Annotated in this window: 27 protein-coding genes; 14 read left to right on the forward strand and 13 right to left on the reverse strand. The window is 68.8% G+C overall.

Annotated features, from left to right (window positions below; all coding sequences use genetic code 11):
- A partial coding sequence (locus A5646_RS11300; RefSeq protein ID WP_156765581.1) for a hypothetical protein occupies positions 1 to 188 on the forward strand: 188 nt, incomplete at its 5' end.
- The gene (locus tag A5646_RS11305; protein WP_067021745.1) at positions 185 to 1072 is read left to right on the forward strand and encodes an SDR family NAD(P)-dependent oxidoreductase; all 888 of its coding nucleotides are present in this window, start codon (positions 185 to 187) and stop codon (positions 1070 to 1072) included. The genes A5646_RS11300 and A5646_RS11305, both read left to right, overlap by 4 nt.
- On the opposite strand, the gene A5646_RS11310 is transcribed toward A5646_RS11305, so the two are convergent.
- The 6 genes from A5646_RS11310 to A5646_RS11335 all read right to left on the reverse strand — a co-directional run bounded on the left by A5646_RS11310 (position 1069) and on the right by A5646_RS11335 (position 5985).
- Positions 1069 to 1695, reverse strand: coding sequence for a Dabb family protein (locus A5646_RS11310; RefSeq protein WP_067021747.1), 627 nt, complete (start codon positions 1693 to 1695; stop codon positions 1069 to 1071). The genes A5646_RS11305 and A5646_RS11310 overlap by 4 nt on opposite strands.
- Positions 1688 to 2035, reverse strand: a complete 348-nt coding sequence (locus tag A5646_RS11315) for a hypothetical protein (RefSeq protein ID WP_067021749.1) — start codon at positions 2033 to 2035, stop codon at positions 1688 to 1690. The genes A5646_RS11310 and A5646_RS11315 overlap by 8 nt, the downstream gene beginning before the upstream one ends.
- Positions 2036 to 2120: 85 nt before the next feature.
- The gene (locus A5646_RS11320; protein WP_067021751.1) at positions 2121 to 3044 is read right to left on the reverse strand and encodes an alpha/beta hydrolase; all 924 of its coding nucleotides are present in this window, start codon (positions 3042 to 3044) and stop codon (positions 2121 to 2123) included.
- Positions 3041 to 3853, reverse strand: coding sequence for an IclR family transcriptional regulator (locus A5646_RS11325; protein WP_067021753.1), 813 nt, complete (start codon positions 3851 to 3853; stop codon positions 3041 to 3043). The genes A5646_RS11320 and A5646_RS11325 overlap by 4 nt, the downstream gene beginning before the upstream one ends.
- Before the next feature lie 128 nt (positions 3854 to 3981).
- Positions 3982 to 4929, reverse strand: coding sequence for an alpha/beta hydrolase (locus A5646_RS11330; protein ID WP_067021755.1), 948 nt, complete (start codon positions 4927 to 4929; stop codon positions 3982 to 3984).
- A 138-nt stretch (positions 4930 to 5067) separates the two neighbouring features.
- Complete coding sequence (locus A5646_RS11335; protein ID WP_231998289.1) at positions 5068 to 5985, reverse strand: alpha/beta fold hydrolase; 918 nt, start codon at positions 5983 to 5985, stop codon at positions 5068 to 5070.
- Between the two features lie 202 nt (positions 5986 to 6187).
- Between A5646_RS11335 and A5646_RS11340 the strand changes: the two genes are divergently transcribed.
- The 6 genes from A5646_RS11340 (at position 6188) to A5646_RS11365 (ending at position 11471) form a co-directional block, all read left to right on the forward strand.
- Entirely contained in the window at positions 6188 to 7000 is an 813-nt protein-coding gene (locus tag A5646_RS11340; protein ID WP_066869828.1) for an SDR family oxidoreductase, read from the forward strand.
- Entirely contained in the window at positions 6997 to 8223 is a 1227-nt protein-coding gene (locus A5646_RS11345; RefSeq protein WP_231998290.1) for a zinc-binding dehydrogenase, read from the forward strand. Before A5646_RS11340 ends, A5646_RS11345 begins: the two co-directional genes overlap by 4 nt.
- 63 nt (positions 8224 to 8286) lie before the next feature.
- Positions 8287 to 8919, forward strand: a complete 633-nt coding sequence (locus tag A5646_RS11350) for a TetR/AcrR family transcriptional regulator (protein ID WP_197505169.1) — start codon at positions 8287 to 8289, stop codon at positions 8917 to 8919.
- Between the two features lie 74 nt (positions 8920 to 8993).
- Positions 8994 to 9659: a TetR/AcrR family transcriptional regulator gene (locus A5646_RS11355; protein ID WP_067021761.1), complete on the forward strand. Its 666-nt coding sequence runs from the start codon at positions 8994 to 8996 to the stop codon at positions 9657 to 9659.
- Positions 9652 to 10854 (forward strand): NAD(P)-binding protein, encoded by a 1203-nt coding sequence (locus A5646_RS11360; RefSeq protein WP_067021762.1) that lies wholly within the window; start codon positions 9652 to 9654, stop codon positions 10852 to 10854. Before A5646_RS11355 ends, A5646_RS11360 begins: the two co-directional genes overlap by 8 nt.
- 17 nt (positions 10855 to 10871) lie before the next feature.
- Entirely contained in the window at positions 10872 to 11471 is a 600-nt protein-coding gene (locus tag A5646_RS11365) for a DinB family protein (protein WP_231998291.1), read from the forward strand.
- Here the strand turns inward: A5646_RS11365 and A5646_RS11370 are convergent.
- From A5646_RS11370 to A5646_RS11380, 3 genes are read right to left on the reverse strand one after another with little or no spacing between them, the layout of a single operon-like run.
- The gene (locus A5646_RS11370) at positions 11432 to 12898 is read right to left on the reverse strand and encodes an FAD-dependent oxidoreductase (protein ID WP_067021766.1); all 1467 of its coding nucleotides are present in this window, start codon (positions 12896 to 12898) and stop codon (positions 11432 to 11434) included. The two genes, A5646_RS11365 and A5646_RS11370, sit on opposite strands and share 40 nt — an antisense overlap.
- On the reverse strand, positions 12895 to 13803 hold the full coding sequence (gene bphC, locus A5646_RS11375; protein ID WP_066869813.1) for a biphenyl-2,3-diol 1,2-dioxygenase: 909 nt from the start codon (positions 13801 to 13803) through the stop codon (positions 12895 to 12897). The genes A5646_RS11370 and bphC overlap by 4 nt, the downstream gene beginning before the upstream one ends.
- Before the next feature lie 8 nt (positions 13804 to 13811).
- A complete protein-coding gene (locus A5646_RS11380; protein ID WP_066869810.1) occupies positions 13812 to 14996 on the reverse strand; it encodes an acyl-CoA dehydrogenase family protein in 1185 nt (394 codons plus the stop codon).
- A 233-nt stretch (positions 14997 to 15229) separates the two neighbouring features.
- Here A5646_RS11380 and A5646_RS11385 point away from each other — a divergent pair, with 233 nt between their 5' ends.
- From A5646_RS11385 to A5646_RS11395, 3 genes are read left to right on the forward strand one after another with little or no spacing between them, the layout of a single operon-like run.
- Entirely contained in the window at positions 15230 to 16855 is a 1626-nt protein-coding gene (locus tag A5646_RS11385) for an NAD(P)/FAD-dependent oxidoreductase (protein WP_066869807.1), read from the forward strand.
- Positions 16852 to 17655, forward strand: a complete 804-nt coding sequence (locus A5646_RS11390; protein WP_066869804.1) for a mycofactocin-coupled SDR family oxidoreductase — start codon at positions 16852 to 16854, stop codon at positions 17653 to 17655. Before A5646_RS11385 ends, A5646_RS11390 begins: the two co-directional genes overlap by 4 nt.
- Positions 17652 to 18497, forward strand: a complete 846-nt coding sequence (locus A5646_RS11395; RefSeq protein WP_066869801.1) for a mycofactocin-coupled SDR family oxidoreductase — start codon at positions 17652 to 17654, stop codon at positions 18495 to 18497. Before A5646_RS11390 ends, A5646_RS11395 begins: the two co-directional genes overlap by 4 nt.
- A gap of 7 nt (positions 18498 to 18504) precedes the next feature.
- Here A5646_RS11395 and A5646_RS11400 read toward each other — a convergent pair whose 3' ends face one another.
- The 4 genes from A5646_RS11400 to A5646_RS11415 form a co-directional block, all read right to left on the reverse strand.
- A complete protein-coding gene (locus tag A5646_RS11400) occupies positions 18505 to 19386 on the reverse strand; it encodes an alpha/beta fold hydrolase (RefSeq protein WP_066869799.1) in 882 nt (293 codons plus the stop codon).
- A 74-nt stretch (positions 19387 to 19460) separates the two neighbouring features.
- Complete coding sequence (locus A5646_RS11405; RefSeq protein WP_067021768.1) at positions 19461 to 20843, reverse strand: wax ester/triacylglycerol synthase family O-acyltransferase; 1383 nt, start codon at positions 20841 to 20843, stop codon at positions 19461 to 19463.
- Positions 20844 to 21053: 210 nt separating this feature from the next.
- The gene (locus A5646_RS11410; protein WP_066876222.1) at positions 21054 to 21482 is read right to left on the reverse strand and encodes a DoxX family protein; all 429 of its coding nucleotides are present in this window, start codon (positions 21480 to 21482) and stop codon (positions 21054 to 21056) included.
- A gap of 80 nt (positions 21483 to 21562) precedes the next feature.
- Complete coding sequence (locus A5646_RS11415; RefSeq protein WP_067021773.1) at positions 21563 to 22003, reverse strand: nuclear transport factor 2 family protein; 441 nt, start codon at positions 22001 to 22003, stop codon at positions 21563 to 21565.
- A 148-nt stretch (positions 22004 to 22151) separates the two neighbouring features.
- Here A5646_RS11415 and A5646_RS11420 point away from each other — a divergent pair, with 148 nt between their 5' ends.
- The 3 genes from A5646_RS11420 to A5646_RS11430 form a co-directional block, all read left to right on the forward strand.
- A complete protein-coding gene (locus tag A5646_RS11420; RefSeq protein WP_066866528.1) occupies positions 22152 to 22385 on the forward strand; it encodes a general stress protein CsbD in 234 nt (77 codons plus the stop codon).
- A gap of 97 nt (positions 22386 to 22482) precedes the next feature.
- The gene (locus tag A5646_RS11425; protein WP_066866456.1) at positions 22483 to 22908 is read left to right on the forward strand and encodes a PPOX class F420-dependent oxidoreductase; all 426 of its coding nucleotides are present in this window, start codon (positions 22483 to 22485) and stop codon (positions 22906 to 22908) included.
- Between the two features lie 52 nt (positions 22909 to 22960).
- On the forward strand, positions 22961 to 23762 hold an 802-nt coding region (locus A5646_RS11430; protein WP_156765582.1), incomplete at its 3' end, for a molybdopterin-dependent oxidoreductase.

The following is a 23762-nucleotide window of genomic DNA, read 5'->3' on the forward strand; positions in this document are numbered from 1 at the left end:
GCGCCTACGAGAGCTACGTCGCGAGCGTCGATGCGGCCATGGCGGGCACCGTGTGGTGCCACACCCCGTCGGCGCACACCTACTATCGCTCGGGTGGAGGCCGGATCGTGACCGCCTTCCCATACCGCCTCGTCGACTTCTGGCGCGACCACCGTGCGCCGATCGAAGCGGATCTCGAGCTACGATGAGCGGTTTACTCTGTGGCAAAACGGCTTTGGTGACCGGCAGTAGCCGCGGCATAGGCCGCGCGATCGCACAGCGCCTCGCCGCCGAGGGTGCCACGGTGGCGGTGACCGCACGATCGCACTCGCCGTCGCCCCCGACACGGGCCACCTCCACCACCGCCCTGCCCGGCACCATCGGTGAAACGGTGGCGGCCATCGAGGCCGCCGGCGGCTCCGCGTTTGCCGTCGCGGCCGACCTCGAGGACGCCGGGCAGCGTGACGGTTTGGTCGATGCGGTTCTGGACCGCACGGGTCGCATCGACATCCTGGTCAACAACGCCGGTTTCGCCGACTATGCGGTGGTCGAGGAGATGAGCTTGGAAACGTTCGATCGCACCGTCGACCACTACCTTCGCATTCCGTTCGCACTGACGAAATCGGTTGTGCCGCAGATGCGTAAGCTTGGAGCGGGCTGGGTCGTCAACATCGGGTCGGTCACCGGCGTGGCCCCGGTGCGGCCGTACCGGGAATACAACAAGACGTCTGGTGACGTCGTCTACGCCTCGATGAAGGCCGCCCTGCACCGGTTCACCCAGGGGGTGGCCGCCGAGCTGCTGGACGCCAACATCGCCGTGAATTGCGTCGGACCGTCGACGGCGGTCCACACACCCGGTGCCGCGCAACTGATCCCGGATTCGTTCCCTACCGAACCGGTCGAGTATTTGGCCGAGACCGTGCTGGCGATGTGCCACTTGCCCGCCGCGACCCGCACGGGGTTGGTCGCGTTCAGCCTGCACTATCCCTGGTCGCAGCGGCTACCGGTGCACAGCCTGGACGGCGCGCAGGTGTTGCCGCCGCTAGAGCCGCCGGCGACCGCCAATCCGAACATCCTTCCCGCCGGGGTCTAGATCAGAATCAGGTCGGCGATGGGGCAGAAGCTGTGACAAACCCGGTCCCGGACGATCACGTCGGTGGTCTCGGGGTCGAACCAGCGGTCCACCACCGCCCAGTGCACAGGGTGCATCAGGTAGGGACCCATCACCGCCTCGACGTCGGCGAACTCCTGCTCGAACACGTGTGTCCAGCAAGACGCTCCGTGCGAGGCGGATACCCGGCTCAGCTGCCAGGCACGGATCGCGGGTAGATAGCGCGGCATCGAAGACAGCTCGCGCTCGAATTGGGCGAGGGTGGCATCGGGTGTGTCCGGCTGCACGCGCAGCAGCAGCGCCCGGTAGACCGTGCCACCCTGCTCGCCGCAGCGGGTGGGCGTGCCCCCGTAGTCGACGCCGTTGACCCGACCCACCGCGGGATCGGCCAGCACGCTAGCGAAAGCCTCTGTTGCGCAGTAACATTGGGCTTCGGTCGCGAATCGCAGATGCACCAGGATGTCGCCTCCGTTGCGCGAGCCGGGCAGTGTCGGTTGCACCACCGAGCTCAGCGGCGTCGTCGCACGGGCGGCCGTGCGCAGCGCCTCGAGGATCCGGTCGCGATCGGCCTCGGCGACGTCGATCAGTCGCGTGAGGTTATACATCGCACAGCCCGTCGACGTCGTCGGCCCTCGCGGCGCAGATCCGGGACCGCTCGGTGACCAATTCGTCGATGCGCGACCACCATTCGCCCAGCGTTGGATCCGGCCGGCCTTTCCACGTCATCTCCCACCATGCCCGGGCGCCGGGCAGGGTCCAGGTCGCCGTGATGACGTTGGCGTCGTCGTCGAACCAGATCGGCGGGCTCACCAGGATGTCGCGCAGCGTCATCCCCCGTGCCCGCGCGCCGGGGGCGTAGTCGGCGAGGTAGGCGTCGACGAATCGGCGAGCGCATCCGGGCCGGGTCACTACCCGGTCGATCACGAAGACTTCGCCGTCGGCCATCAGCCGACCGTATGACACCCGGGGGACGCAGCGGGGCCGGCTCCCGACCACCGGGAACCTCCGGTCAACCGTCGAAGCCGGCGCGTTACCGCCGCAGCAGATCGGCCAGCGCTGCGGCGGCTTCGTTGCGCGCCCGGTGCGCGAGGTCGAGCATCGGCATCGTCATGAACCCGTGGATGCCGCCCTCGTACCGCAATTCCCGGGTGGGGACGCCGGCCGCCTCGAGCGCGGCGCCGAAGGCCAATCCTTCGTCGCGCAGCGGGTCGTGGCCGGCGACCACCAGCACGGCGGGCGGTAGTCCGCGTAGGTCGGCGTTCAGCGGTGTGGCGTAGGGATGCGCGCGGTCTTCGCTCGACGGCACATAGCAATCCCAGTACCACCGCAGTGCCGGCTTCGGGTTGTAGTAGCCCTGGCCGAAAAGCCGGTAGGACTCGGTGTCGAAATCGGCCGCGATCACCGGGTAGATCAGCAGCTGGGCTGCCGGCATCGGGCCGCCGCGGTCGCGAGAGATGACCGTGGCCACCGCGGCCAGATTGCCGCCGGCGCTGTCGCCACCCACGACCAGACGCCCGGGATCGGACCCAAGTGCGGCGGCGTTGTCATAGGCCCAGCACGTCGCGGCGTACACGTCCTCGGCCGCCGCCGGCCAGGCGTTTTCCGGGGCCAACCGATAGCCAACCGAAACCACCACGGCGGGAACAAGATTGGCCAGGCTTCGGCACAGGTCGTCGTGGCTGTCCAGGTCGCAAAACACGAACCCGCCGCCGTGCGCATACACGACGACGGGCAGTGGCCCCGCCGCCTCGGGCCGGTAGCTGCGCACGGGGATGGGGCCGCCCTGACCCTCGATCGAGCGATCGGTGACCTCGGCGACCGGTTCGGGCCGCGCCGGTGGCACCAACCTGGACCGGATCAGCGCTCGGGCCTCGGCGCCGCTCATCTGGTGAACCGGTGGGAACCCACTATCCAGTTGCTCGATGATCGGGGCGATCTGCGGGTCGAGCCTCACGCGTATTGCAACGCGGGGCGCGGCGCGAGACGCAGCGGACGAAGGGGTTGCAGGGTGGGCGCGACGCGCTGCGGGCCGTCCTCGGCGTGGCGCCAGATGCCCATCGCGGTCATCCGGACCGGGGCGATCAATCGCTGGTCGAACGTCATCCGGTTCATCGGACCGCACACCGACACCGCCGCGACGGCTTCACCCGGATTGCCGATGGGCGCCGCCACACAACCGAATCCGAGCAGAGATTCCTCGCGCTCGAAGGCGACGCCGTGCGCGCGCACCCGGGACAGTTCGACCGCCAGCTGCGCGCCGGTGGCGATCGAGTACTTGGTGCTGCGGACCCGCAAGTCCACCGGGGCGTCCTCCTCGCGGTACGCCAGCATCGCCTTGCCGACGGCGGTGCAGTGCGCGGGCTGGCGGCCGCCGACCCGGGTGGGGATTGGCGCCAGCGGCGAATCGCCGATCTTGTCGAGGTAGACGACGTCGGATCCGTCGAGGACCGCCAAATGCACGACCAACCCGGTCGCGCGGTGCAATTCACCCAGCAGCGGGGCGGCTGCGCGCACCAGGCGGTCCTGATGCACGGCGAGCGAGCCCAACTCGACCAGGCGCATGCCCAGCTCGTAGTCGCGGCCGCTGCGGCGCAGCCAGCGCAGCTGCACCAGACGTTCGAGCATTCGGTGCGCCGACGAGCGGGGCAGGCCGGTGCGCCGGACGATCTGGGCCAGCGTGAGGCGCCCGGGTCCGTCGAATGCGTCCAGGACAAGCGTGATGCGGTCGATGACCGCGGTGGGGGTTTCGGCGGGCGCTGACACTGAGCCTCCTGGCTGGCATATTCCTATTAGGAAGATAGTTGTAGCACATGAAGGTGGTCCGCGTCACATACCTCGAGCCCGCGAGCGTAAGCCCACCGCGGAAACCCGGGCCGAAAGTCGCAGCGGGCTTACGTTCGCGGAATGGAACGGGGCGCCGCATCGCGCGTAAGCCTGGGGCGCGACAACGCGCGGGCCAGGAAGGAGAGCATGGCCTGCACGGCCTCCTCCTCGCCGTCGAGAAATGCCGCGTAGTGACCACCGGGTAACAGGGCGAGCTGGCCGCGGGAGGCCCGTTGCGCCACATGGATTGCCGGTCCGGGCGGAGCCACGCCGTCATCGCTATAGGCGACAACGAGCAGCGGACACCGAATGTGCTTGGCGTGTCGGCCGGGCCGGTAGAAGCCGATGCGTACCGCCGACCGCGCGGCCACCGCTTGGCGCCATTCGGGGTAGCGGTTTCCGGGGTTGAGCGCTCGGACGTAGTTTCGCGAATCCGGTGTGGTCAACGCCGCCACGGCGCCGCGCTCACCAGCCAGCGGAACGAGCAGGGGCTGGCGCCCAAACATTCCACCGACGGTGTCGACAGTGGCGCGGCTGATCAACCTGGTGAACGCCTGAGGTGTCATGTACCGCAACGCGTTACGCATGGCATGGAGGCCGTCGACCGCGGGTGCGTGCGCTATCGCTGCGGCAACGCGGGGATGACGTGCGGCTATGACGAGTGCGTGCCCGCCGGAAGCCGAGAACCCCCATATGGCCAACTTGTCGCGGTCCACGCCCGACAGCGTTGCGGCGAAGTCCACGGCGGCGTGGTAGTCGGCCAACTGGTCGCGGAAACGCACTAGTTGCCTTGACGTGCCGCTGCTTTCGCCGAGGCAACGGTAATCGAAGGCGAGCACGTGGTAGCCGGCGTCTTGGAAGCGCTTGGCCAGACGATCGGTCCCGGGTTCCTTGGTGACGGCCAGTCCGGCAGCCATGACCACGCACGCCCCGTTCTCGCCCGGGTAGTGCCAGGCGGCGCATTGGCCGTCGGCGCTGGGGAACATCACCTTATGGCGCTGGGTGCTAGGTGCCATGACTTTGCTCCTTTGGCATACGGGAATAGCCTGGGCTGCAACGCATTAGACCGTGGACATCCCCGCCGCGGTTGCGCTGTAAGTCCAATCCATGACGTACGCCCGAAGATACATGCAGTATGTATGTAATGCAAGCGGCTACCATAGGTCCGTCGCAGCCGGATCCCGGGATGCCCGGCAGGGGCGGGCCAGCAGGTCCAGTAGCGCTGCCGTGACTTCGTCGGGCCGCTCCTCCATGACGAAGTGGTCCGCGCCGGCAATGCGGGTCAGGGTCGCCGCCGGAATTCGCTCCGCAAGTTCTCGGCCGGTCGCAAAGGGAATAGTGCGATCCCTGTCGCCCCAGATGATCGCCGTCGGACATTGGATCCGCTCCAACCCGGCGGCCAATTCGGGCACCGCGGGCACCCGGTAATCGCGGAAAAAATCAACGAACGTTTGCCGCCCGGGCGGCGTGTCCATCCATGCCAGATACTCGGCTTCGAGGGCGTCGTCGAAGCACCCGAGCCGGCGATACGGGCGCAACGCAACGTGATGCAGCCGCCGTAGCGGAAGGTTGCGCACGACGCCGGGAGCATGAGTCACGGCCCAGCGTTGTTGAAGCAGGAAACGATAGAACATCGGTCGAAAGACGCTGTGCGCGCGTGAGTTCAGCACCGCCAGGCGCATGACTTTTTGCGGGTGGCGCAGCACATAACCCAAACCGAGGAACGCGCCGTAGTCGTGAGCGACCAGATTGAATTGCCGCAGTCCCAGCGAATCGACGAGACAATCGAGCCGTCCTACCTCGTTCTCATATGTCGCGGGCGTGTCGGGCGGATCGGAGCGCCCGAAGCCCGGCCAGTCGACGGCGACGACGCGGTGCCTTTGGGCCAACGCCGGGATCTGGTGACGCCAGCACGATGCGCTCTGGGGATAGCCATGCAGCAGCAGTACCGCCTCCCCGTCGCCGGCTTCGACGCGAAAAACACTCATCAGCGGGCCGCCTTCGTCATGGTGAGCACAACCAGTGGCGGAACGTTTGATTGATTGAACGCCGCCGCCACCAACTGTCGTCACTGCGGCTGAGGCGATCAACCGTGCGACGCGCGCATGGCCCAATCGGTGGGATGCATGTCCTGCCGGGACGCCAACCGCGTTCCGCGCACGTATGCGAAATGGCGGTGCAAAGCCGCGTTCGAACAACCTGTTTGGCAGATATTGACACGGCGCCGTTCCTGATACAAAACTGGAACCGTTCCGTTCCCGAAGGAGGCCCGTCGTGGTTGTCGACAAGGCGGTGTTGGTCACCGGGGCCGGCAGCGGAATCGGCGCGAGCACGGCGCGCGCGCTGTACCGCCGTGGCGCACGGCTTCTTCTCGTGGACGTCGATGGGCCCGCACTGCAAGCGTTGGCAGGCGAATTCGGGCCCGGCCGAAGCCTGGTTGTGCAAGGCGATGTTCGCGATCCCGACGCCATGCGAACGGCGGTCGATGCCGGCATTCGGCAGTTCGGTCGCCTTGATGCCGTCGTGGCCAACGCCGGCGTGGGTTCCTGGACGCCGGTGCTCGACATGCAGCCGGCGCAGTTCCGCCAAGTCGTCGACATCAATCTCATCGGCCTGTTCAACACCGTCGGCGCCGCATTGCCCGCACTCGTCAGCGCAAAAGGGTACGTACTGGTGGTCGCGTCGGTTGCGTCCTTCGTCGCTGCTCCAGGTCTGGCCGCATACACGGCGAGCAAGGCAGGTGCGGAGCAGTTCGCCAACGCATTGCGACTCGAGATGGCTTGGCGCGGCGTCGATGTCGGCTCGGCCCATATGTCGTGGGTCGACACCCCACTATTCCGGCGTGCCATGTCCGATTCTGCCGGCTTCGCCGCCATGCTGGCCACACTTCCGCGTCCGCTCAGGCGGACGCTGTCGGCGGATGACTGTGGGGAAAAGCTCGCCGACGCGGTGCAGCGGCGGGCTGCCCGGGTTGCCATGCCCCGCTGGGTGGCGATGGCCCGCTGGGCGAAGCCGCTGCTGTCGACCCCGCCACTGGAACGTCAATTGCGCACACGGCTGGCGCAGGTCTTGGAGGACCAAGGATGAACACCGATCTCGTTCGGGCCCGCACGGCGCTGGGCCACTACGCCAGGCTGCTGAGTCCCGACGCGCTGTCGGCCGCGCGCCTGCCGCTGCACCGCGACACCAAGATGCGGATCAAGCAACTGGGCCGGGGGAGCGGCGGGCGCCGCCGGGCGAGCCGGCAACGCATGCGCGGGCTCGTCGCCTACCCCGGCGGCGCGCTGCGCTGGCGGTCGCTGCCCAGCCCCGCCCTGCCCGGCCCGCAGGCCGCGATCGTGCGACCGATCGCCGTGGCGACCTGCGACGTGGACCGGGCAATGATGCTGGGCCGCACCCCATTTCCGCTGCCGCTGCACCTCGGCCACGAATGCGTGGCCGAAGTGGTCGACGTGGGGGACGAGGTGACCTCCGTTCGGATCGGCGACCGGGTGGTGGTGCCGTTCCAGATCAGCTGCGGGCGCTGCTCCGCCTGCCGGCGTGGCCACACCGGCAGCTGCCTGTCGGTTCCCCCGGCGTCGATGTACGGGTTCGGCATCTCCGGTGGCCTTTGGGGCGGCGCGTTGGCCGACCTGATGGCCGTTCCCTTCGCCGATGCGATGCTCGTGGCCTTGCCCGACGGCGTCGAGCCGGCCGCCGCGGCCGGGGTGGGGGACAACGTCTGCGACGCCTACCGGCAAGTCGCGCCACACCTACCCGGCCTGCTGGCCGCCGATCCCGACGCCGAGACGCTCATCGTGGGCCGCATGGGCAGCCGTGAGCCGATGACCTCCAGCGCGGTGCTGTGTACCGGACTGATCGCTCAGGCGTTGGGCGCGCGCAGAATTCACATCGTCGACGGCCGTGCGGCCGTCCGCGATCGCGCCGAGCAACTGGGTTTCCATGCGCTGGATCCGCGGCACCCCCGCGAGTGGCCGACCGCCGCGCTGACCGTCGACGCCACCGGCACCCCGAGCGGGCTCCGGCAGGTACTTCGTCACACCGCGCCCGACGGCATCTGCACCTGCGTCTGGTCGCTGCACCGGCGCGCCAGCGTGCCCCTGGCCGCCTGCTACGTGCGCAACGTGACGTTGCACATCGGTCGCAGTCACGTCCGCGCCGTCATGCCTTCGGTGCTCGAACTCATGGCCGCGGGAAAGCTGCGACCCGAGCTGGTCACCACGCTCACCGCCTCGTTCGACGACGCTCCGGACGCCCTGCGCGAGCACTGCCACGGAAACGCCATCAAGGCCATCCTCACGGCCCGATGACCATGCCGCCAACGAGCACCTCAACAACCCGGATCGGGAACCCGCGTGTGTCAATATCGGGTAGTGCAGCCGTCGCGAACGTATCGAGGATCCACCCCCGGCCAACGGGCCGAGCAGCGGCGCACGCGCCTCATCGAGGCCGCCGTGGACGTGTTCGGCACGGTCGGCTACCGCGCCGCGACGGTCGACCAGGTCTGCGCCAGCGCCGGGCTGTCGAAGCGGTACTTCTACGAATCGTTTCCCGACAGCGAGACACTGTTGCTCGCCTGCTACCAGCGATGCGCCGAGGAAATACACCAGGCCATGGTGAGCGCCGTCGCCCAGGCGCCGGCGGACACCCTCGACGTTCAGTTACGGGCGGCGCTGACAGGCTATTTCGAAGCCATCGACGCCGACCAGCGGCGGGCGCGGATCACCCTGCTGGAGATCCTCGGCGTAAGCCCCGCGGTGGATGCCGCCTGGGCCGCGCAAACCCAGCGGTTCGCCGCCTCGGTGGAGACTTTGGCGGCCGCCGCCTTCACCAAGACCACACTGCCCAAGGCGCAGCGGGCCATCATCGCCGAGGAAATCATCGGCGCCATTACCACCGCCGCCACGCTCTGGCTCCTGCAGGATCGCCGGCGCCGCCGGGCGCAACTCATCAACGCCACCCACGTCCTGATCCTCGCCGTTTTCGACCGGCTGCCGCACGCCTGAGCCACCATCGCGTCTTGCGGCCGGTGCCGGCTGCTGCTTTACTGCAAGTAAGCACTTACTTGTTGGGAGGCGCGGTGCCCGTCACGTCGCGACAGCGGATCATCGCCGAAGCGCTGCGCCTGTTCGGGCAACGCGGGTTCGCGGCCACCACGATCGCCCAGATCGAACAGGCCGCCGGGCTGTCGCCGGGCTCGGGCGCGCTGTACCGGCACTTTCGCTCCAAGGACCAACTGCTCTATGAGGCCATCGGCGAGACCCTCGCCGATCGCGACCAGTGGGCGCCGTTCTTCGAGCCCGGCTTCTCGGTACTGGAATTGCTCGACCAGGTGGGCTCCGGTGCCGGGCTGGTCGACAGGCTCGTGCTGCTCTGCCGGGTGGGGTTGGGCCGGCTGGACCACAACCGCGACGTCACCCGGATCCTGTTGCGCGACACCTCGGCCTCCCCGGAGGTCCTCGAGGTGTTCCGCCGCAACGAGTACCTGCAGGTGCTGTCGGTGATCTCCCGCGGGTTGGCCGAACTGGCCGGGCCGGACCACGGCGCACACGACTGGGACGCCGCCGCCGTCGTGGTGCTCAGCGCGGTCGCGCATTACTGGCTGATCCGCGACACGTTCGGCGGTGAACACCCGGCCGCCATCGACGAGGAGCGATACCTGCGTTCCACCGCGGAAATGATCGCTGCCCGACTGCAGTGGTCGGATCCGACGCCCAACCCCGAAGAAAGGAACAACGATGGGTAGCCACATCAGCGTGATCGGCGGTGGTCTCGGCGGCCTGACCGCCGCCATCGCATGCGCGGAAGCCGGTGTCCCGGTGCGGCTTTACGAAGCGCACGATCGCCTGGGTGGCCGCGGCCGTGCCACACCGCCGCCCTATGTCGCCCACGACGGTGCGCACGTGTTCTACGCCGATGGTCCGCACTACAAGTGGCTGAAAAAGCGCGGCTTCGTCAAACGCCTCGGGTGGCCCGGTCCGGTCGCCATGGCCGCACTGCTGCACTTTCGCGCCGACGGGCGCATCCGTGCGCTGCCGCCGCTACCGATGCTGCGCCCGCAATCGCGCAAATGGCTCACCGCGCCCGTCGACGTCGACTTCCACACCTGGGCCAGCGGGCGGTGGGGCGAAAAGACGGCCACCCAGATGGCCAACGCGATCAGCGTCGTCACCTATCACGCTGACACCGGCCAACTTTCGGCGGCGTTTGTGTGGACGCTGTTCCAACGGGTCCTCGGCCCCAACCCGCCCGCGGTGCGCTGGGTTCGTGGCGGCTGGCAAACCGTCATCGACAGGATGGCCGACCGCGCGAAGGAACTCGGCGTCGCGGTGCAGACCGCGGCGCGCATCGACACCTTGCCCGCTGGCGGCCCGGTCATCGTGGCCACCGACATCGCCGCGGCGCGCTCCCTGCTGGGGGACGAAAGTCTCAGTTGGACAAGCGGACACGCCGCGCTGCTCGACATCGCCGTCAAGGCCGGCCGCAAGGACACCAATCTGATCTTCGATCTCGACGAGGGCGGCTTCCACGAGAGCTATAGCATGCAGGACGATTCGGTGGCGCCCGCCGAAGAGGCGCTCTACCAACTGCAGATGCCCGTCCGCGCCGGCGAGTCACACGCGGACGCGCACCGGCGACTGGAAGGCCTCGCCGACCAAGCGCTGCCGAACTGGCGCGAGCGCACCACCTTTCACCGCACCGCCATCGCCAAGGGCCGCACCGGCGCCCTGGACCTGCCCGGCCAGACCTGGCGCGACCGGCCGGCCGTCTACCGCGGCGACGGCGTGTACCTGGTCGGCGACATGGTCTCCGCGCCGGGCATGCGCGGCGAAATCTCCATCAACAGCGCCATTGCCGCCGCCGCGGCCGCCACCGCGGCCGCCACCGCCGCGCTGACCAAGGTGCGCACGCGCGCGTCCTCGGGCCGAAGCGCACCGTGATCGGTCTCAAGGATGACTTGCATCGACAGCTGCGCGACGCGCGTGCGGCGGTGGTCTGGAAGCTCGACGGACTGTCCGAATACGACGTCCGCAGACCGATGACCCCGCACGGCACCAACCTGCTGGGCTTGGTCAAGCACCTGACCGGCTGCGAGATCGGCTATTTCGGCGATGTGTTCGCCCGGCCTTTCCCGCGTCCTCCGCTGTGGCTGAGCCGCCCGGCAGAGCCCACGGTCGACATGTGGGCGGCGCCCGACGAGAGCCGGGGTGACATCGTCGATCTGTACCGGCGGGCGTGCGCGCACTCCGATCGCACCATTGCGGCACTTGACCTCGAGCATCCCGGTGTCGCGCCCGGCTGGCCCGAAGACCGGCGCTCGGTGACGCTCGGGCGAGTCCTCGTGCACATGCTCGCCGAGACCGCCCGCCACGCGGGCCACGCTGACATCGTTCGCGAACTCGTCGACAACCAAGCCGGGTCACAGCCGGGCCGCTCCGGCCTTCCCGACGTCGACGGCCCGTATTGGGCTGCGCTGCATGAACGTATCGAGCGCGCGGCCCGCCAGGCGCAGAAGACTCAGCCTTTGGCGGCCGAGCGCCCGGCGCGCCGGCCGTAGAAGCTGCCGTCACCCAGCGAGACGCCGCTGGCGTAGCCCCAGGCGGCCAGCCCGGCCGTGCACCGGCCGGCGGCGAAGAGGCCCGGGATGGGCGCGCCGCTGACATGGAGCACCTCGGCGTCCAGCGTGGTGGCCAGCCCGCCCAGCGTGAAACCGCCGGTGTTCTCCCGCAGATCGACCGCGCCGACGGGGGAGCCGATCGGCTTGATCCACTCCGGCTTCTTGTGCAGCAGCGGATCCTCGCCGCGCGCGGCGCCCGCGTTGTAGGCGGCCACGGTCGCCTGCAGCGACCCCGGCGGCAGCCCCATCTCGGTTTCCAGGTCGGCGACGGTGTCGGCCACCCACGTCGGCGGGCGCAGCATGAACTTCGGCGACCACGAGGCCATCGCCTCCTCCTGCGCATCGCCGTCGATGATGAGATAGGCGACGTTGTCCTGCTGATAGAGAGTCAGCTGGCCGATCCGGCCCGGGTACGTGTCCTCGGCGACGTAACGCTGGCCCCGCCCGTTGACCAGGAGGCCGCGCACCAACTGCTGCGGGTCGATGAAGATCGCGACCTCGGTGGCGTCCATGTGCGCCAGATCGGCGCCGAGCGCCTGCGCCATCCGGATCGCCTGCCCGTCATGCTGCTCGATCGAGGCAGCCGGGCGCCCGGCGATCCGCGGCGCGTAGCGCGCCACCATCGCGTCGTTGTAGGCGAAGCTGCCCGTCGCGAGCACCACGCCGTTGCGCGCCCGGATGCTCATCTCGGTGCCATACCGGCGGGCCCGGATGCCGACCACTCGGCCGTCGGACTCGGTGATCAGCCGCTGCACCCGCACGTCGTACAGCGCGCGTGCGCTTGCGGCAGTGGCGGTTTCGACGAGGGGCTTCATCAGCATGTAGCCGGCGCTGGCCTCGCCCTGCTTCTTGTTCTGCATCTGCGGGACGTGCCCGCGCGGCGCGGGGGTGGCGATGGTGTTGAACGGAAAGGAATTTTCGCCGCCGCTGTACATCAGCCCCTGATCGCCCATCGGTTCCCAGCCGGGCTCGGAGAAGAATTCCGCCTTGAACGGCACGCCGCAGCCGACCAGCCAGTCGAAGTGGGCGACGCTGCCCGCGCAGTAGTCGGCGATCCTGTTCTCGTCGGCGCCGGGGCCCATCGCGACGTTGAGGAATGCCGCCATGTTGTCGACGGAATCGGGGAAACCGCAAGCCGTTTGGATCGGGGTACCGCCGCCGAGATAGATGAAGCCGCCGGCCATCGACGCCGCCCCGCCCCAGGAGCCGGTGCGCTCGAGCACCAGGACGTCGGCGCCGGACCGGGCCGCTTCCACCGCCGCGGCCGCACCGGCGACCCCGTAGCCGGCGATGACGACGTCGGCCTCGGCGTCCCACGAGGTGATCTTCGACGCCGCGACCGGCGTCACGTCGGAGTCGGGCGTCACAGCCGCATGGCCGCGGGCATTTCGCCGACCCACTGGTGGCCCCAGTAGCTGTCGGCGGTGATTTCCTCTGCGGTGTAATAGGTTTCGTCGACCCGCATCCCGTCGGTGCCGAATTCGATGTCCCAGTCACCGGGTGCGCGGACGTAGAACGAGACCATCTTGTCGTTGGTGTGTCGCCCCAGGGTGGACGACAGCTGGAATCCCTCGGCGTTGACCCGGTCCAGCGCCTGCCCGACGGCGTCGAGGGTGTCGACCTCCACCATGATGTGGACCAGGCGTGGGTCGCGCTGGTGTGCGGCCGGCACGATCGCCAGGCTGTGGTGTCGCTCGTTGATGCCGAGGAACCGAACCCGCACGGGCCCAAACTCTTTGGGCAACGGCACCCGGAACGCGCCACGGGCCCGGAACCCGAGGACCTCGGTGTAGAAGTCGAACAGCCCGTTGGGGTCGGTGGCCGGCACCACCACGTGGCCCATGCCCTGATCACCGGTAACGAACTTCGCGCCGAACGGCGTGACGACCGGGCTGTGGTCGAGCACCGCTCCGTGGAACACCTCCAGCGTGGTGCCGGCGGGATCTTCGAAGGTGATCACCTCTTCGACCCGGCGCGCCTCGGCGTCGTCGGGGGACAGCTGCTTGTACGCGACGCCTGCGCCGTCGAGGGTGGCCTGCACGCGCTGCAGGGCCGGGTGGTCGCGCACTTCCCAGCCGACGGTCAGCACCCGGTCGGTCTCACCGGGCACCACGATGAGCCGGGCCGCCCGCTCGTCCATCCGCAGGTACAGCGCCGAAGGATCGGGGCCCTTACCTTCGGCGAACCCCAGCACGCCGAAGGCGAACTGCCGCCAGCGGTCGATGTCATTGGTCGAAATGGTGATGTAGCCAAGGCTTTTCAGGTCGCTCACTAATGCTCCTAGATCAGGGCCCGCAGCGGACCCTCGGGCGGGTCGATGCCGATCGAGCTCAGCGCCGCCGCGTGATAGGTGGTGCCCGGGACATGGATGGCGTGCATCTGGCCGACGTGCACGTCACGCCAATATCGTTGCAGCGGCTTGTCCATCCGCGCCGCGTTGCCGCCCGAGCGGGCGAAGATCTCGTCGACCGCCGACACCGCACGCCACACCGCGCGCACCTGCGTGCGGCGCCCGGCCGCCCGATCGGCGAAGGACACCTCCTTGCCGGCCGCGACCATGTCGTAGATGCGGTCGGCGTTGGCCAGCAGCTCCTGACGCGCCGCGTTGATGTCGGCGGCCGCCTCGCCGATGGCGTGCATGACGTAGGGGTCGTCCTTAATTGCGGTGCCGGTGGCGCCGACCCGTTCGCGCTGATAATCCAGATGCGCGGCGAGTGCACCCTCCGCGATCCCGATGGTGGCCGCGGAGATGCCCAGCGGGAACATCGTCGACCACGGCATCAGGTAGAGGGGTTCGGTCATGCCGGCCTCGCGCTGGGCGGTGCCGTCCATCACCTTGGTCGCGTCCATGGTCCGGTAGCTGGGCACAAACGCGTCCTTGACGATGACGTCCTTGGAGCCGGTCCCGCGCAGCCCCACCACGTTCCACGAATCGTCGACTATCTCGTAGTCCTTGCGGGGCAAGATCATGTGCAGCATCTGCGGTGGCATCAGCGGGATGCCCTTCTCGTCGCCGAGCATTGCCCCCAGGATGATCCAGTCGCAGTGGTCGGTGCCCGAGCTGAACTGCCAGCGCCCGTTGAAGACGTAACCGCCGTCGACGGGTTTGGCCACGCCCTGCGGCGCGTAGGGGGAGGCCATCCAGGTGTCGACGTCGTCGGCCCAGATCTCGGCGGCGACTTTCGGGTCCGCGTACGCCAACTGGTAGGGGTGCACGCCGACGACGCCCACGATCCAGCCGGCCGCCGGATCCAGTGCCGCGGTGGCCATCGTCGTCTCGGCGAACTCGCGCGGGTGCACCTCGAAGCCCTGATATTGCTTGGTCTGCAGCAGCCGGATCAGGCCGGCGCCCTTCATCAGCTTGACGGTGTCGTCGGTGAGCCGCCCGATGCGTTCGGCTTCGGCGGCCTGGTCGCGCAACTGGTCCGCCATGGCCACTACCCGGTCGAGTACCCGCTCGCTCATATCGTTGTCCTTACGTGTGTGGGCTAAGCACGTGTGGGGGCTAAGTAATGGTCTACCGCAGTCGAGGCCCGTCCCAAAGGAAATCCCGATGAGCGGACACCAAGGGCGTCGGAATTCGACGCGAACCTCGCCGCCGGCCACCCACGCCCGGTGGCCGGGAAAACTCGCCGCAAGCGTCCGGTGACCGGGAGGCCGCGCGGGCCGCGCCGGCCGAGGCCCTACGGTGACTCGTTGTGAACGTTCCCGGCGCGCGGTCCCTCGACGTCGTCGTGGTCGGCGCGGGGTTCGCCGGCCTGTACGCGCTGCACAAACTGCGCGGGCAGGGCCTGTCGGTGCGGGTGCTGGAGGCCGCGCCCGAACTGGGCGGCACCTGGTACCACAACCGGTATCCGGGAGCGCGTTGCGACGTCGAGAGCGTCGACTACTGCTACTCGTTCTCCGACGAACTCCAGCAGGAGTGGAACTGGACCGAACGGTATGCCACCCAGGCCGAGATCCTGGCGTACCTGAACTGGGTCGCCGACAAGCTCGACCTGCGCCGCGACATCGCGTTGCGCACCCGCGTGGTGTCGGCGCACCTCGACGAGGCGGCGTTGCGCTGGACGGTCACCACCGATGCGGGACAATGTTTTTCGGCGCGGTTCGTGGTGATGGCGACGGGTCCGCTGTCGGCCGCGCTGACCCCGGACTTCCCCGGCCTGGACACCTTCGCCGGCGAGCTTTACCACACCGCGCGGTGGCCGCACCGGCCCGTCGACTTCACCGGCAAACGGGTGGCGGTCATCGGCACGGGATCCTCCGGCATTCAGTCGATTCCGGTCATCGCCGAGTCCGCCGCCCACCTCTACGTCTTCCAGCGCACCCCCAACTACAGCGTCCCGGCCGGCAACAGGCCCCTGTCCGCCGCCGAGCTCGACGAGATCAAGGCCGGTTACGCGCAGCGGCGTGCGCTGTCGTGGCGCAGCGGCGGTGGCTCGCCGCACATCACCGCCCCCAGGCCGACGATGCAGTTCACCGCCGAGGAGCGGCGTGCGGCGTTCGAAAAGCGTTGGCAGCAAGGCGGCGTGCTGTTCTCCAAGACGTTCCCGGACCAGCTGACCGACCTGGAGGCCAACGACGAGGCCCGCAGGTTCTACGAGGAGAAGGTCCGGGCCGTCATCGACGATCCGGCGGTCGCCGACCTGCTGATTCCCACCGACCACCCGATCGGCACCAAACGAATCTGCACCGACAGCAACTATTTTCAGACCTTCAACCGGGCGAACGTGTCGCTGATCAGTGTCCGGGCCACCCCGATCGAATCCGTCGACGCCACCGGCATCAACACCGCCGGGGCCGATAACACCGAAGCCCATTACGACGTCGACATGATCGTGCTGGCAACGGGTTTCGACGCGATGACCGGGGCGCTGGGCAAGATCGACATCGTCGGCCGGCGCGGCACCGCCCTGCGAGACGATTGGGCGCACGGACCCCGCACCTATCTGGGGCTGGGCGTCGACGGCTTCCCCAACCTGTTTTTGGTCTCGGGTCCGGGGGCACCCGCCGTGCTGGCGAACATGGTGCTGCACGCCGAGGCCCAGGTGAACTGGATCGCGGAGGCCATCATCCACCTGGACCGGCACGGTTACGCCGCGCTGGAAGCCACCGTGGACAGCGTGGACGAGTGGGGCGCCGAATGCGCCCGCCGGGCCGAGACCACGCTGTTCACCAAGGCCAACTCCTGGTACATGGGCGCCAACGTGCCGGGAAAGCCGCGCGGCTTCATGCTGTTCACCGGGGGCTTCGCGACATACAACGACATCTGCGCCGAGGTCGCCGGCGCCGGCTATCGCGGCTTCGATCTAATCGAACGATGACGGGGTTGCTGGACAAGGTTGTGGTGGTCACCGGTGCGGCCAAGGGGACCGGCCGGGTGCACTGTGAGCGGTTCGCCGACGAGGGTGCCGACGTGATCGCGCTCGACGCGCCCGCGGCGGCCGACGAGTTGCGCGCTACGGCAAGCCGAGTCGACGACCGCGGCCGGCGGTGCGTAACCGGCCTGGCCGACGTCAGCGAGCTCGAAGCGATGACGGCCGCCATCGACGCCGGCGTGGCCGCGTTGGGCCGGCTCGACGTCGTCGTCGCCAACGCCGGGGTCCACCTGCCCGGCGCACCGTCGTGGGAACTGGACCCCCAGGTCTGGCAGCGCACGCTCGACATCAACCTCACCGGCGTGTGGCATACCGTCCGGGCGAGCGTGCCGCACCTGGGTGATCGCGGCGGCTCGGTGGTCGTCATCAGCTCCACCAGCGGCCTGCGCGGCCTGCCCAACACCGCCCACTACACCGCCAGCAAGCACGCGGTGGTGGGATTGGCGCGCACCCTCGCGAACGAGCTCGGGCCGCGCGGCATCCGGGTCAACACCGTGCACCCCGGCCCGGTGGCCACCCCAATGGTGCTCAACGAGGCCACTTTTCGGCGGCTCCGGCCGGACCTGGACAACCCGACGGCGGCCGACGCGGCCGAGGTGCTGCAGGCGCGCAACCTGCTGCCGGTGCCGTGGGTCGAGCCCGTCGACATCGCCAACGCCGTGCTGTTTTTGGCCTCGGACGCGGCCCGCTACGTCACCGGCACGCAGCTGGTGGTCGACGCCGGCCTGACGCAGAAGACGACGTGAGCGCCACGCGCGGCGGGCGACTGCACGGCAAGGTCGCCCTGGTCACCGGAGCGGCGCGCGGGATCGGCCGCGCGCAGGCGGTGCGGTTCGCGCAGGAGGGTGCGAACATCGTGGCGCTCGACGTGTGTGGCCCGGTCGACACCGTGCGTATCCCGCACAGCACCCCCGCCGACCTCGACACCACGGCGTCGCTGGTGCGCGATGCCGGCGGGCTCGCGCACACCGAGATCGTCGACGTGCGAGACCTCGCCGGTGTGCAGGCCGCCACCGACCGCGGGGCCGAGCGGTTCGGTGGTCTCGACGCGGTCTGCGCGACCGCGGGCATCACCTCCCGCGGCATGGCGGTCGAGCTCGACGAAAACGCCTGGCGCACAATGCTCGACGTCAACCTGACCGGGGTATGGCACACCTGCCGCGCGACCGCGCCGCACCTGATCGCGCGCGGGGCGGGTTCGATGACCCTGACGAGTTCCATCGCGGGCCTGCGCGGGCTGGTCGGCGTCGCGCATTACACCGCCGCCAAGCACGGCGTGATCGGCATGATGCGCAGCCTGGCCAATGAGCTTGCGCCGCACAACGTTCGGGTCAACTGCATCAGCCCGACCAACGTCGACACGCCCATGATCCACAATGACGTGGTGGGCGCCGCATTCCGGCCCGACTTGGACCGGCCCCCCACCCGCGCGGAATTCGCCGAGGCGGCCCGCTCGATGAACATGCTCGCGGTGCCCTGGGTGGACGCGGTGGACGTGGCCAACGCCGCGCTGTTTCTGGCCTCGGACGAGGCCCGTTACATCACCGCGATCGTCCTGCCCGTCGACGCCGGAGCCACCCAGCGATAAGAACTGGCTAGCCGCGCGAAAGAAAAGCCAGCACGGTGCTTTCGAACGCCGCCTTGGCCTCGATCATGGCCCAGTGCCCGGAGTTGGGGAAGATGTGCAGCTCCGCGTTGGGGATGGTGCGCATCGGGATCAGCGCCATGTCCGGCGGGCTCACCCTGTCGTCGCGGCCCCAGGTCAGCAGCGTGGGCGCGGTGAGCTTGTGCATCGTCGCCCACGGTAGCGGCCGGTCGGAGGCGTTCAGCGCGGCGTTCATCCCGGCGAATGCCGCCTTGCCGTACATGCGTCGCGCCGCGGCCAGGGTGTCCGCGTCGGTGGCCAGCTGCCAGCGTTCCTCGATCAGCTCGTCGGTGACCAGCGCCTGGTCGTAGACCATCGACTTGAGCCAGTCGACCAGCCGCTGCCGCGTGGGGTCCTCGACGAATTCCTGCAGCAGCCGAATGCCTTCGCTGGGACTGGGACTGAAGATGTTGGTGCCGATCCCGCCGATGGTCACCAGCCGGCCGACGCGGTCCGGATTGTGGGTCGCGAAGTTGATGCCGACGCCACCACCCATCGAGTTGCCGACGATGTGCACCTTGTCCACGCCGAGCGCGTCCAGGAAGGGCGCCACCGTGCCGAAGGCGGTGACCATCGGGTGGCCGCCGAAGTCGTCGCTGACCCCGAAGCCGGGGAATTCCAGGATCAGGCAGCGGAACCGCTCGGCGAAGGCGGGCAGCACGCCGCGGAAGTTGCGCCAGCCGGTGACACCGGGGCCGGAGCCGTGCAGGAACAGCAGCGCCGGCCCCGAATGGGATCCGCCGGTGTCGTAGTAGCGCAAAGCGCCCTTGTCAGTGCTGATTTCGCGCAGGTCGTGCGCCGCGACGCTCGTCGGTTCCGAAGTGTCTGCCACGGATGTCACCCTGCCATGCCGCGGCGGCGAGGATGGACGGGGTTCCGCTGACCGGGCAGATCAGACCGGGCAGATCAGGCCGGCTCGCCGCAACTCAGCAGCTCTTTGAGCGCGGCGGGAAACGCATCGGCGAGGTCCCAAAGGTCCGGAACCAGGTCCGGGCAGGAGATGATGCCGATGCCCAGCCGGCCGTTGAGCGACATCACCGTGATGTTCAGCGCGGCGCCGGCGATGATCGGGCCGAGCGGATACATCGCGTCGAGGCGGCACCCCAGGAAGTAGAGCTGTTCTTGCGGGCCGGCGACGTTCGACAGCACCAGGTTGTGCGGCGGGTTCTCGGGCAGGGGGAGTCGCGGCAGCAGCCGTCGGGCCGCACCGAACAGGGTCTGCCCGGCCACTTGCGTCCAGTCGTGCAGCAGCGTCGGGCCCAGCGCCGCGGAGTGGTCCTTCGCCGCGGCGTTTCCCTCGGCGATGCTCGCCAGCCGTTGTACGGGGTCGTCGACGTGGGTTTCGAGGCGGCAGAGCATCCAGGTCATCTGGTTGCGGCCCGTGCGGGTGGACTTGCCGCGCACCGACACCGGCACGCTCGCGACCAGGGGGACGTCGGACAGCGCGTCGCGGTCTTGGAAGTACTGCCGTAACGCCCCGGCGCACAGCGCCGTCACGACGTCGTTGACGGTGACCCCGAACCGGTTTTTGACGGTTTTGACGTCCTCGAGGTCCACGTTGGTCAGCGCCACGTTGCGGCGCCGGGTGAACGAGCCGTTGAACGCGGTCGGCGGCGCCGCGAACGGGGCCGCCATCGTCTGGCCGCCGCCGCGGGCGCGCAGCACCGTCTCCGCCACGGTCAGCGCCGTGGCCGGCAGGAGTCGGGCCAGCCGCCACGGCCGCAACGCCGCCCCGATCAGCCCGCTCGCGGCGATCTGTAGTGGATTCGCCGCGCCGGCGCGCTCGGCCGGTTCCGGCGGCGGGGCGTCGGGCACGTCGCTGCACAACTGCGAGAGCAGGTGGGCGCCGCCCACGCCGTCGACCACCGCGTGGTGGACCTTGAGGACGACGGACAGTGCGTCCGTGCCGTGCAGGCCTTCGATCACCCACATCTCCCACAGCGGCCGGTCGCGATCGAGCGGCAGGCCGGCGATGTGGCCGCAGATGTCCGCTAATTCTTTCGGGCCTCCCGGCGACGGCAGGGCCACGCGGTGCAGGTGGCGAGCCGTGTCGAACCGGTCGTCGTCGACCCACACGGGGTGGTCGAGGTTCAGTTGGTTGTCGGCCAGCTTGAGGCGGAATTCGGGCACCGCATCAAGCCGCTCGCGCAGCGCCGCACTGAAGCGATCAAAGGTGTAGCCGCCGGGCATCGTCGACGGGTCCAACTCCAGCACGCAGCAAACATTCAAAGGCTGCGTCGGCGATTCCAGGTGCAGAAAGAACGCGTCCAATCCGCTGAGTCGTTGCATCGTTGCTCGTCTCGGTTGTGCGGCCATGACCGCTGGTCACCTGACCCACGGTCATTACCGGAGCTCCGCAAGCGCGCTCAATCGGGAGACCGCAATCTTTTGGTGTGTGACTTCTAGCTGTAGCCGTTGAGGGGCTTGGGGCAAACATTTCGTCAAGACATTTAACGAAATCGCCACCGCGGGCGCCCGGCGCGCCGACGGGCGTGGAGATTATGCGCTGGTCGACTGGCGGGCGGTGAGCAGGTGGTCGACGGAGTAGCGGTTGTGCCCGCGGAACGCAATCACGCCGACGAGAAAGAGCGCGTGCACGAGTTGGTCGCCGATCACGTTGAAGTGCTCGATCGACGTGGCGCCCAGGACCAGACCGACCATCACCAGTGCGCCGGCGATGGCGGCCGTCCGGGTCAGCACACCGGCCAGCAACAGCGCTCCGATGGTCAGCTCCGCGAACGGCAGCGCGTAACCGCATCCCGAGACCGCGACGGCGGGCAGCATCGACTTCGTGAACTCACTCATCAGCTGGGCGTGAAACGCGCCCAGCTTCGGCAACCGGACCAGGCCGTGGCCGAACAGGCTGGCCCCGATGGTCAGCCGAACCAGCAGGTAGGCCACGGCCCGGTCGGTGTCGGATGTCCCCATGGTCGATCCTTTCTCGGTGGTCGTGGCGCGGAAACGTCACGCGAACAACAGGTTTCGCGGGGCCAGCGATCGCGGTGCCGCTAGGGCTGGCGGGCCATTGCGGAGTCGGGAGCCGCCCAGTCGGTCGAGACCTTGCGGTGCTTGATCAGCCAGGCGCCACCGTCGGGAACCAGGATGTCGCGGTACCGGCCGTAGTGGTCCAGGCCGATGTGGGTGACCACGGTGAAGTAGCAGTCGACCCGGGCGCGGTCGGGTGTCACCTCGGTGAACAACACGTTTGCGACGTTATGGCGCACAATCGGTTTGACGTCGGTGTCGACGGCGATCCGGCCCGTGACGCCGCCCAGGAAGGCCGCGATGTCCGACCGCCCGTGCAGTGGCTCGAAACCCCGGATCTCGAGGACGCCGTCGGCGCAGAACGTCGCCGCCAGGTCGTCGAGGCGGCCGGCGTCGCCGGACCAGTTGTAGCGCGCCAGGGTATCCCGAATCCGCTCGCGGGCGACCAGTTCCCACATCTGCACCGTCACGACTCCTCGCCCCGCCGACCCTTCTGGGTCAACAGCGTAGGCGTATTGCACGGTCTGGCCGAAGTTTCGAGAATCCGCCCGTTGGGCAATAAGGGAGTCGATTGCACGACACGGGCGCGTGCACGCCATGGAGGGAGAACGCATGTCGGACAAGAGTGGTCCCGCGGAGGCCGTCGAGGGCATCGTCGAGGGCATCAAGGGCAAGGTCAAGGAAGTCGCCGGCGCGGTCGCCGGCCGTGACGACCTGAGGCGCGAGGGCCAGGCCCAGCAGGACAAGGCCGACGCGCAGCGTGAGGCGGCCCAGAAAGAGGCCGAGGCCGAGAGCGCCCGCAAGGCCGCCGATATCAACGAGGCTCGGCAAAAAGCCGAACAGTAGCGACGTCTGAGGGTGGCCCGGTCACAGGCGTGGCCGGGCCGCCGCGTGTGAGCAGCCGACTGGGAATGAAACTCCGCGCCTGGGTGTAGAACCACGCATGAAGCTCAATGATGCCGCGCGAGGCCTCATCGGCAAGGGCGCCGACGCGACCCTGGTCACGATCAATCCGGATGGCAGCCCCCAGGTGAGCGTGGTCTGGGTTGCGCTGCGGTCGACACCGGACGGTGACGAACTCGTCAGCGCCCACCTTTCGGAACACAAGAAGGTCCGCAACGTGCGCAGGGATCCCCGGGTGGCCGTGACGATCGTGTCGCTGGACGCTGCGGGGCAGGGGATGCGGCCCTACCTGTCCATCGCGGGCACCGCCCGGATCACCGAGGGCGGCGCCCCCGAACTGCTGACGGAGCTCAACCCGGTGCTGGGTGATCCGAACGCGAAGTTTCCGCCGGACAACGCGCCGCCCGGCTACCTCACCCACATCCGCATCGACAGGGTCGGTGGCATCGGGCCCTGGACGGCCTGACCCCGCACATTCTCCACTTCCGCTACCCGCGGTAGCGGAATACAGTGGGTGGATGAAACCCGGCGAGGACGGTACCCACCTGCGCACGTGTCCGTTGTGTGAAGCCATGTGCGGCTTGGCGATTGACGTCAAGGACGGCCACGTCACCGGCATTCGCGGCAACCGTGACGACGTGTGGAGCCGCGGGCATCTGTGCCCGAAGGGCACCTCGCTTGCGGCGCTGCACGACGATCCGGACCGCATCCGCGCGCCGATGATCAAGGTCGACGGCCAGTGGCGGGAAGTCAGCTGGGACGCGGCGTTTCGCCGTTGCACCGAGTTGCTGACCCCGGTGATCGAGAAGTACGGCATCGGCGCGGTGACCGCCTACACCGGCAACCCGCTGGCGCACTCGTTCTCGCTGGCCCGCTATGCCGGCGTGCTGATGGGGATGTCGGGCATGCCGGTCACCTATTCGCCGGGGACGGTCGACCAATGGCCGAAGAACCTGTCGTCGCATCTGATGTACGGGCTGTGGTGGAACTTCCCGGTGCCCGACATCGAACGCACCGACCTGCTGGTGATCATGGGCGCCAACCCGGCGGCATCGCAGGGTTCACTGTTGGCCGCACCCAACGTGATGGGCCTGATCGACGGGATTCGCAAGCGCGGCAAGGTGATTGTGATCGACCCCGTGCGCACCCTGACCGCCGCGCGCGCCGACGAGTGGCTGCCAATCGTGCCCGGAACCGACGCGGCGCTGTTGTTGGCCGTCGCGCACACGCTCTTCGACGAGGGGCTGATCAATCCCGGTCCCCATGTCGACGGTGTCGACACCATGCGGGCGGCCGCGGCGGAGTGGGCGCCGGAGCGGG

The organism is Mycobacterium sp. 1245499.0, assembly GCF_001673615.1.
GTDB lineage: Bacteria > Actinomycetota > Actinomycetes > Mycobacteriales > Mycobacteriaceae > Mycobacterium > Mycobacterium europaeum_A.

Bases quoted from the DNA above. Each gene is read 5' to 3' on its own strand.
- A5646_RS11310 (WP_067021747.1), bottom strand. From the start codon at position 1,695: ATGTATAACCTCACGCGACTGATCGACGTCGCCGAGGCCGATCGCGAC.
- A5646_RS11425 (WP_066866456.1), top strand. From the start codon at position 22,483: ATGAAGCTCAATGATGCCGCGCGAGGCCTCATCGGCAAGGGCGCCGAC.
- A5646_RS11315 (WP_067021749.1), bottom strand. From the start codon at position 2,035: ATGGCCGACGGCGAAGTCTTCGTGATCGACCGGGTAGTGACCCGGCCC.
- A5646_RS11360 (WP_067021762.1), top strand. From the start codon at position 9,652: ATGGGTAGCCACATCAGCGTGATCGGCGGTGGTCTCGGCGGCCTGACC.
- A5646_RS11380 (WP_066869810.1), bottom strand. From the start codon at position 14,996: ATGAGCGAGCGGGTACTCGACCGGGTAGTGGCCATGGCGGACCAGTTG.
- A5646_RS11345 (WP_231998290.1), top strand. From the start codon at position 6,997: ATGAACACCGATCTCGTTCGGGCCCGCACGGCGCTGGGCCACTACGCC.
- A5646_RS11330 (WP_067021755.1), bottom strand. From the start codon at position 4,929: ATGGCACCTAGCACCCAGCGCCATAAGGTGATGTTCCCCAGCGCCGAC.
- A5646_RS11305 (WP_067021745.1), top strand. From the start codon at position 185: ATGAGCGGTTTACTCTGTGGCAAAACGGCTTTGGTGACCGGCAGTAGC.
- A5646_RS11420 (WP_066866528.1), top strand. From the start codon at position 22,152: ATGTCGGACAAGAGTGGTCCCGCGGAGGCCGTCGAGGGCATCGTCGAG.
- A5646_RS11410 (WP_066876222.1), bottom strand. From the start codon at position 21,482: ATGGGGACATCCGACACCGACCGGGCCGTGGCCTACCTGCTGGTTCGG.
- A5646_RS11405 (WP_067021768.1), bottom strand. From the start codon at position 20,843: ATGCAACGACTCAGCGGATTGGACGCGTTCTTTCTGCACCTGGAATCG.
- A5646_RS11390 (WP_066869804.1), top strand. From the start codon at position 16,852: ATGACGGGGTTGCTGGACAAGGTTGTGGTGGTCACCGGTGCGGCCAAG.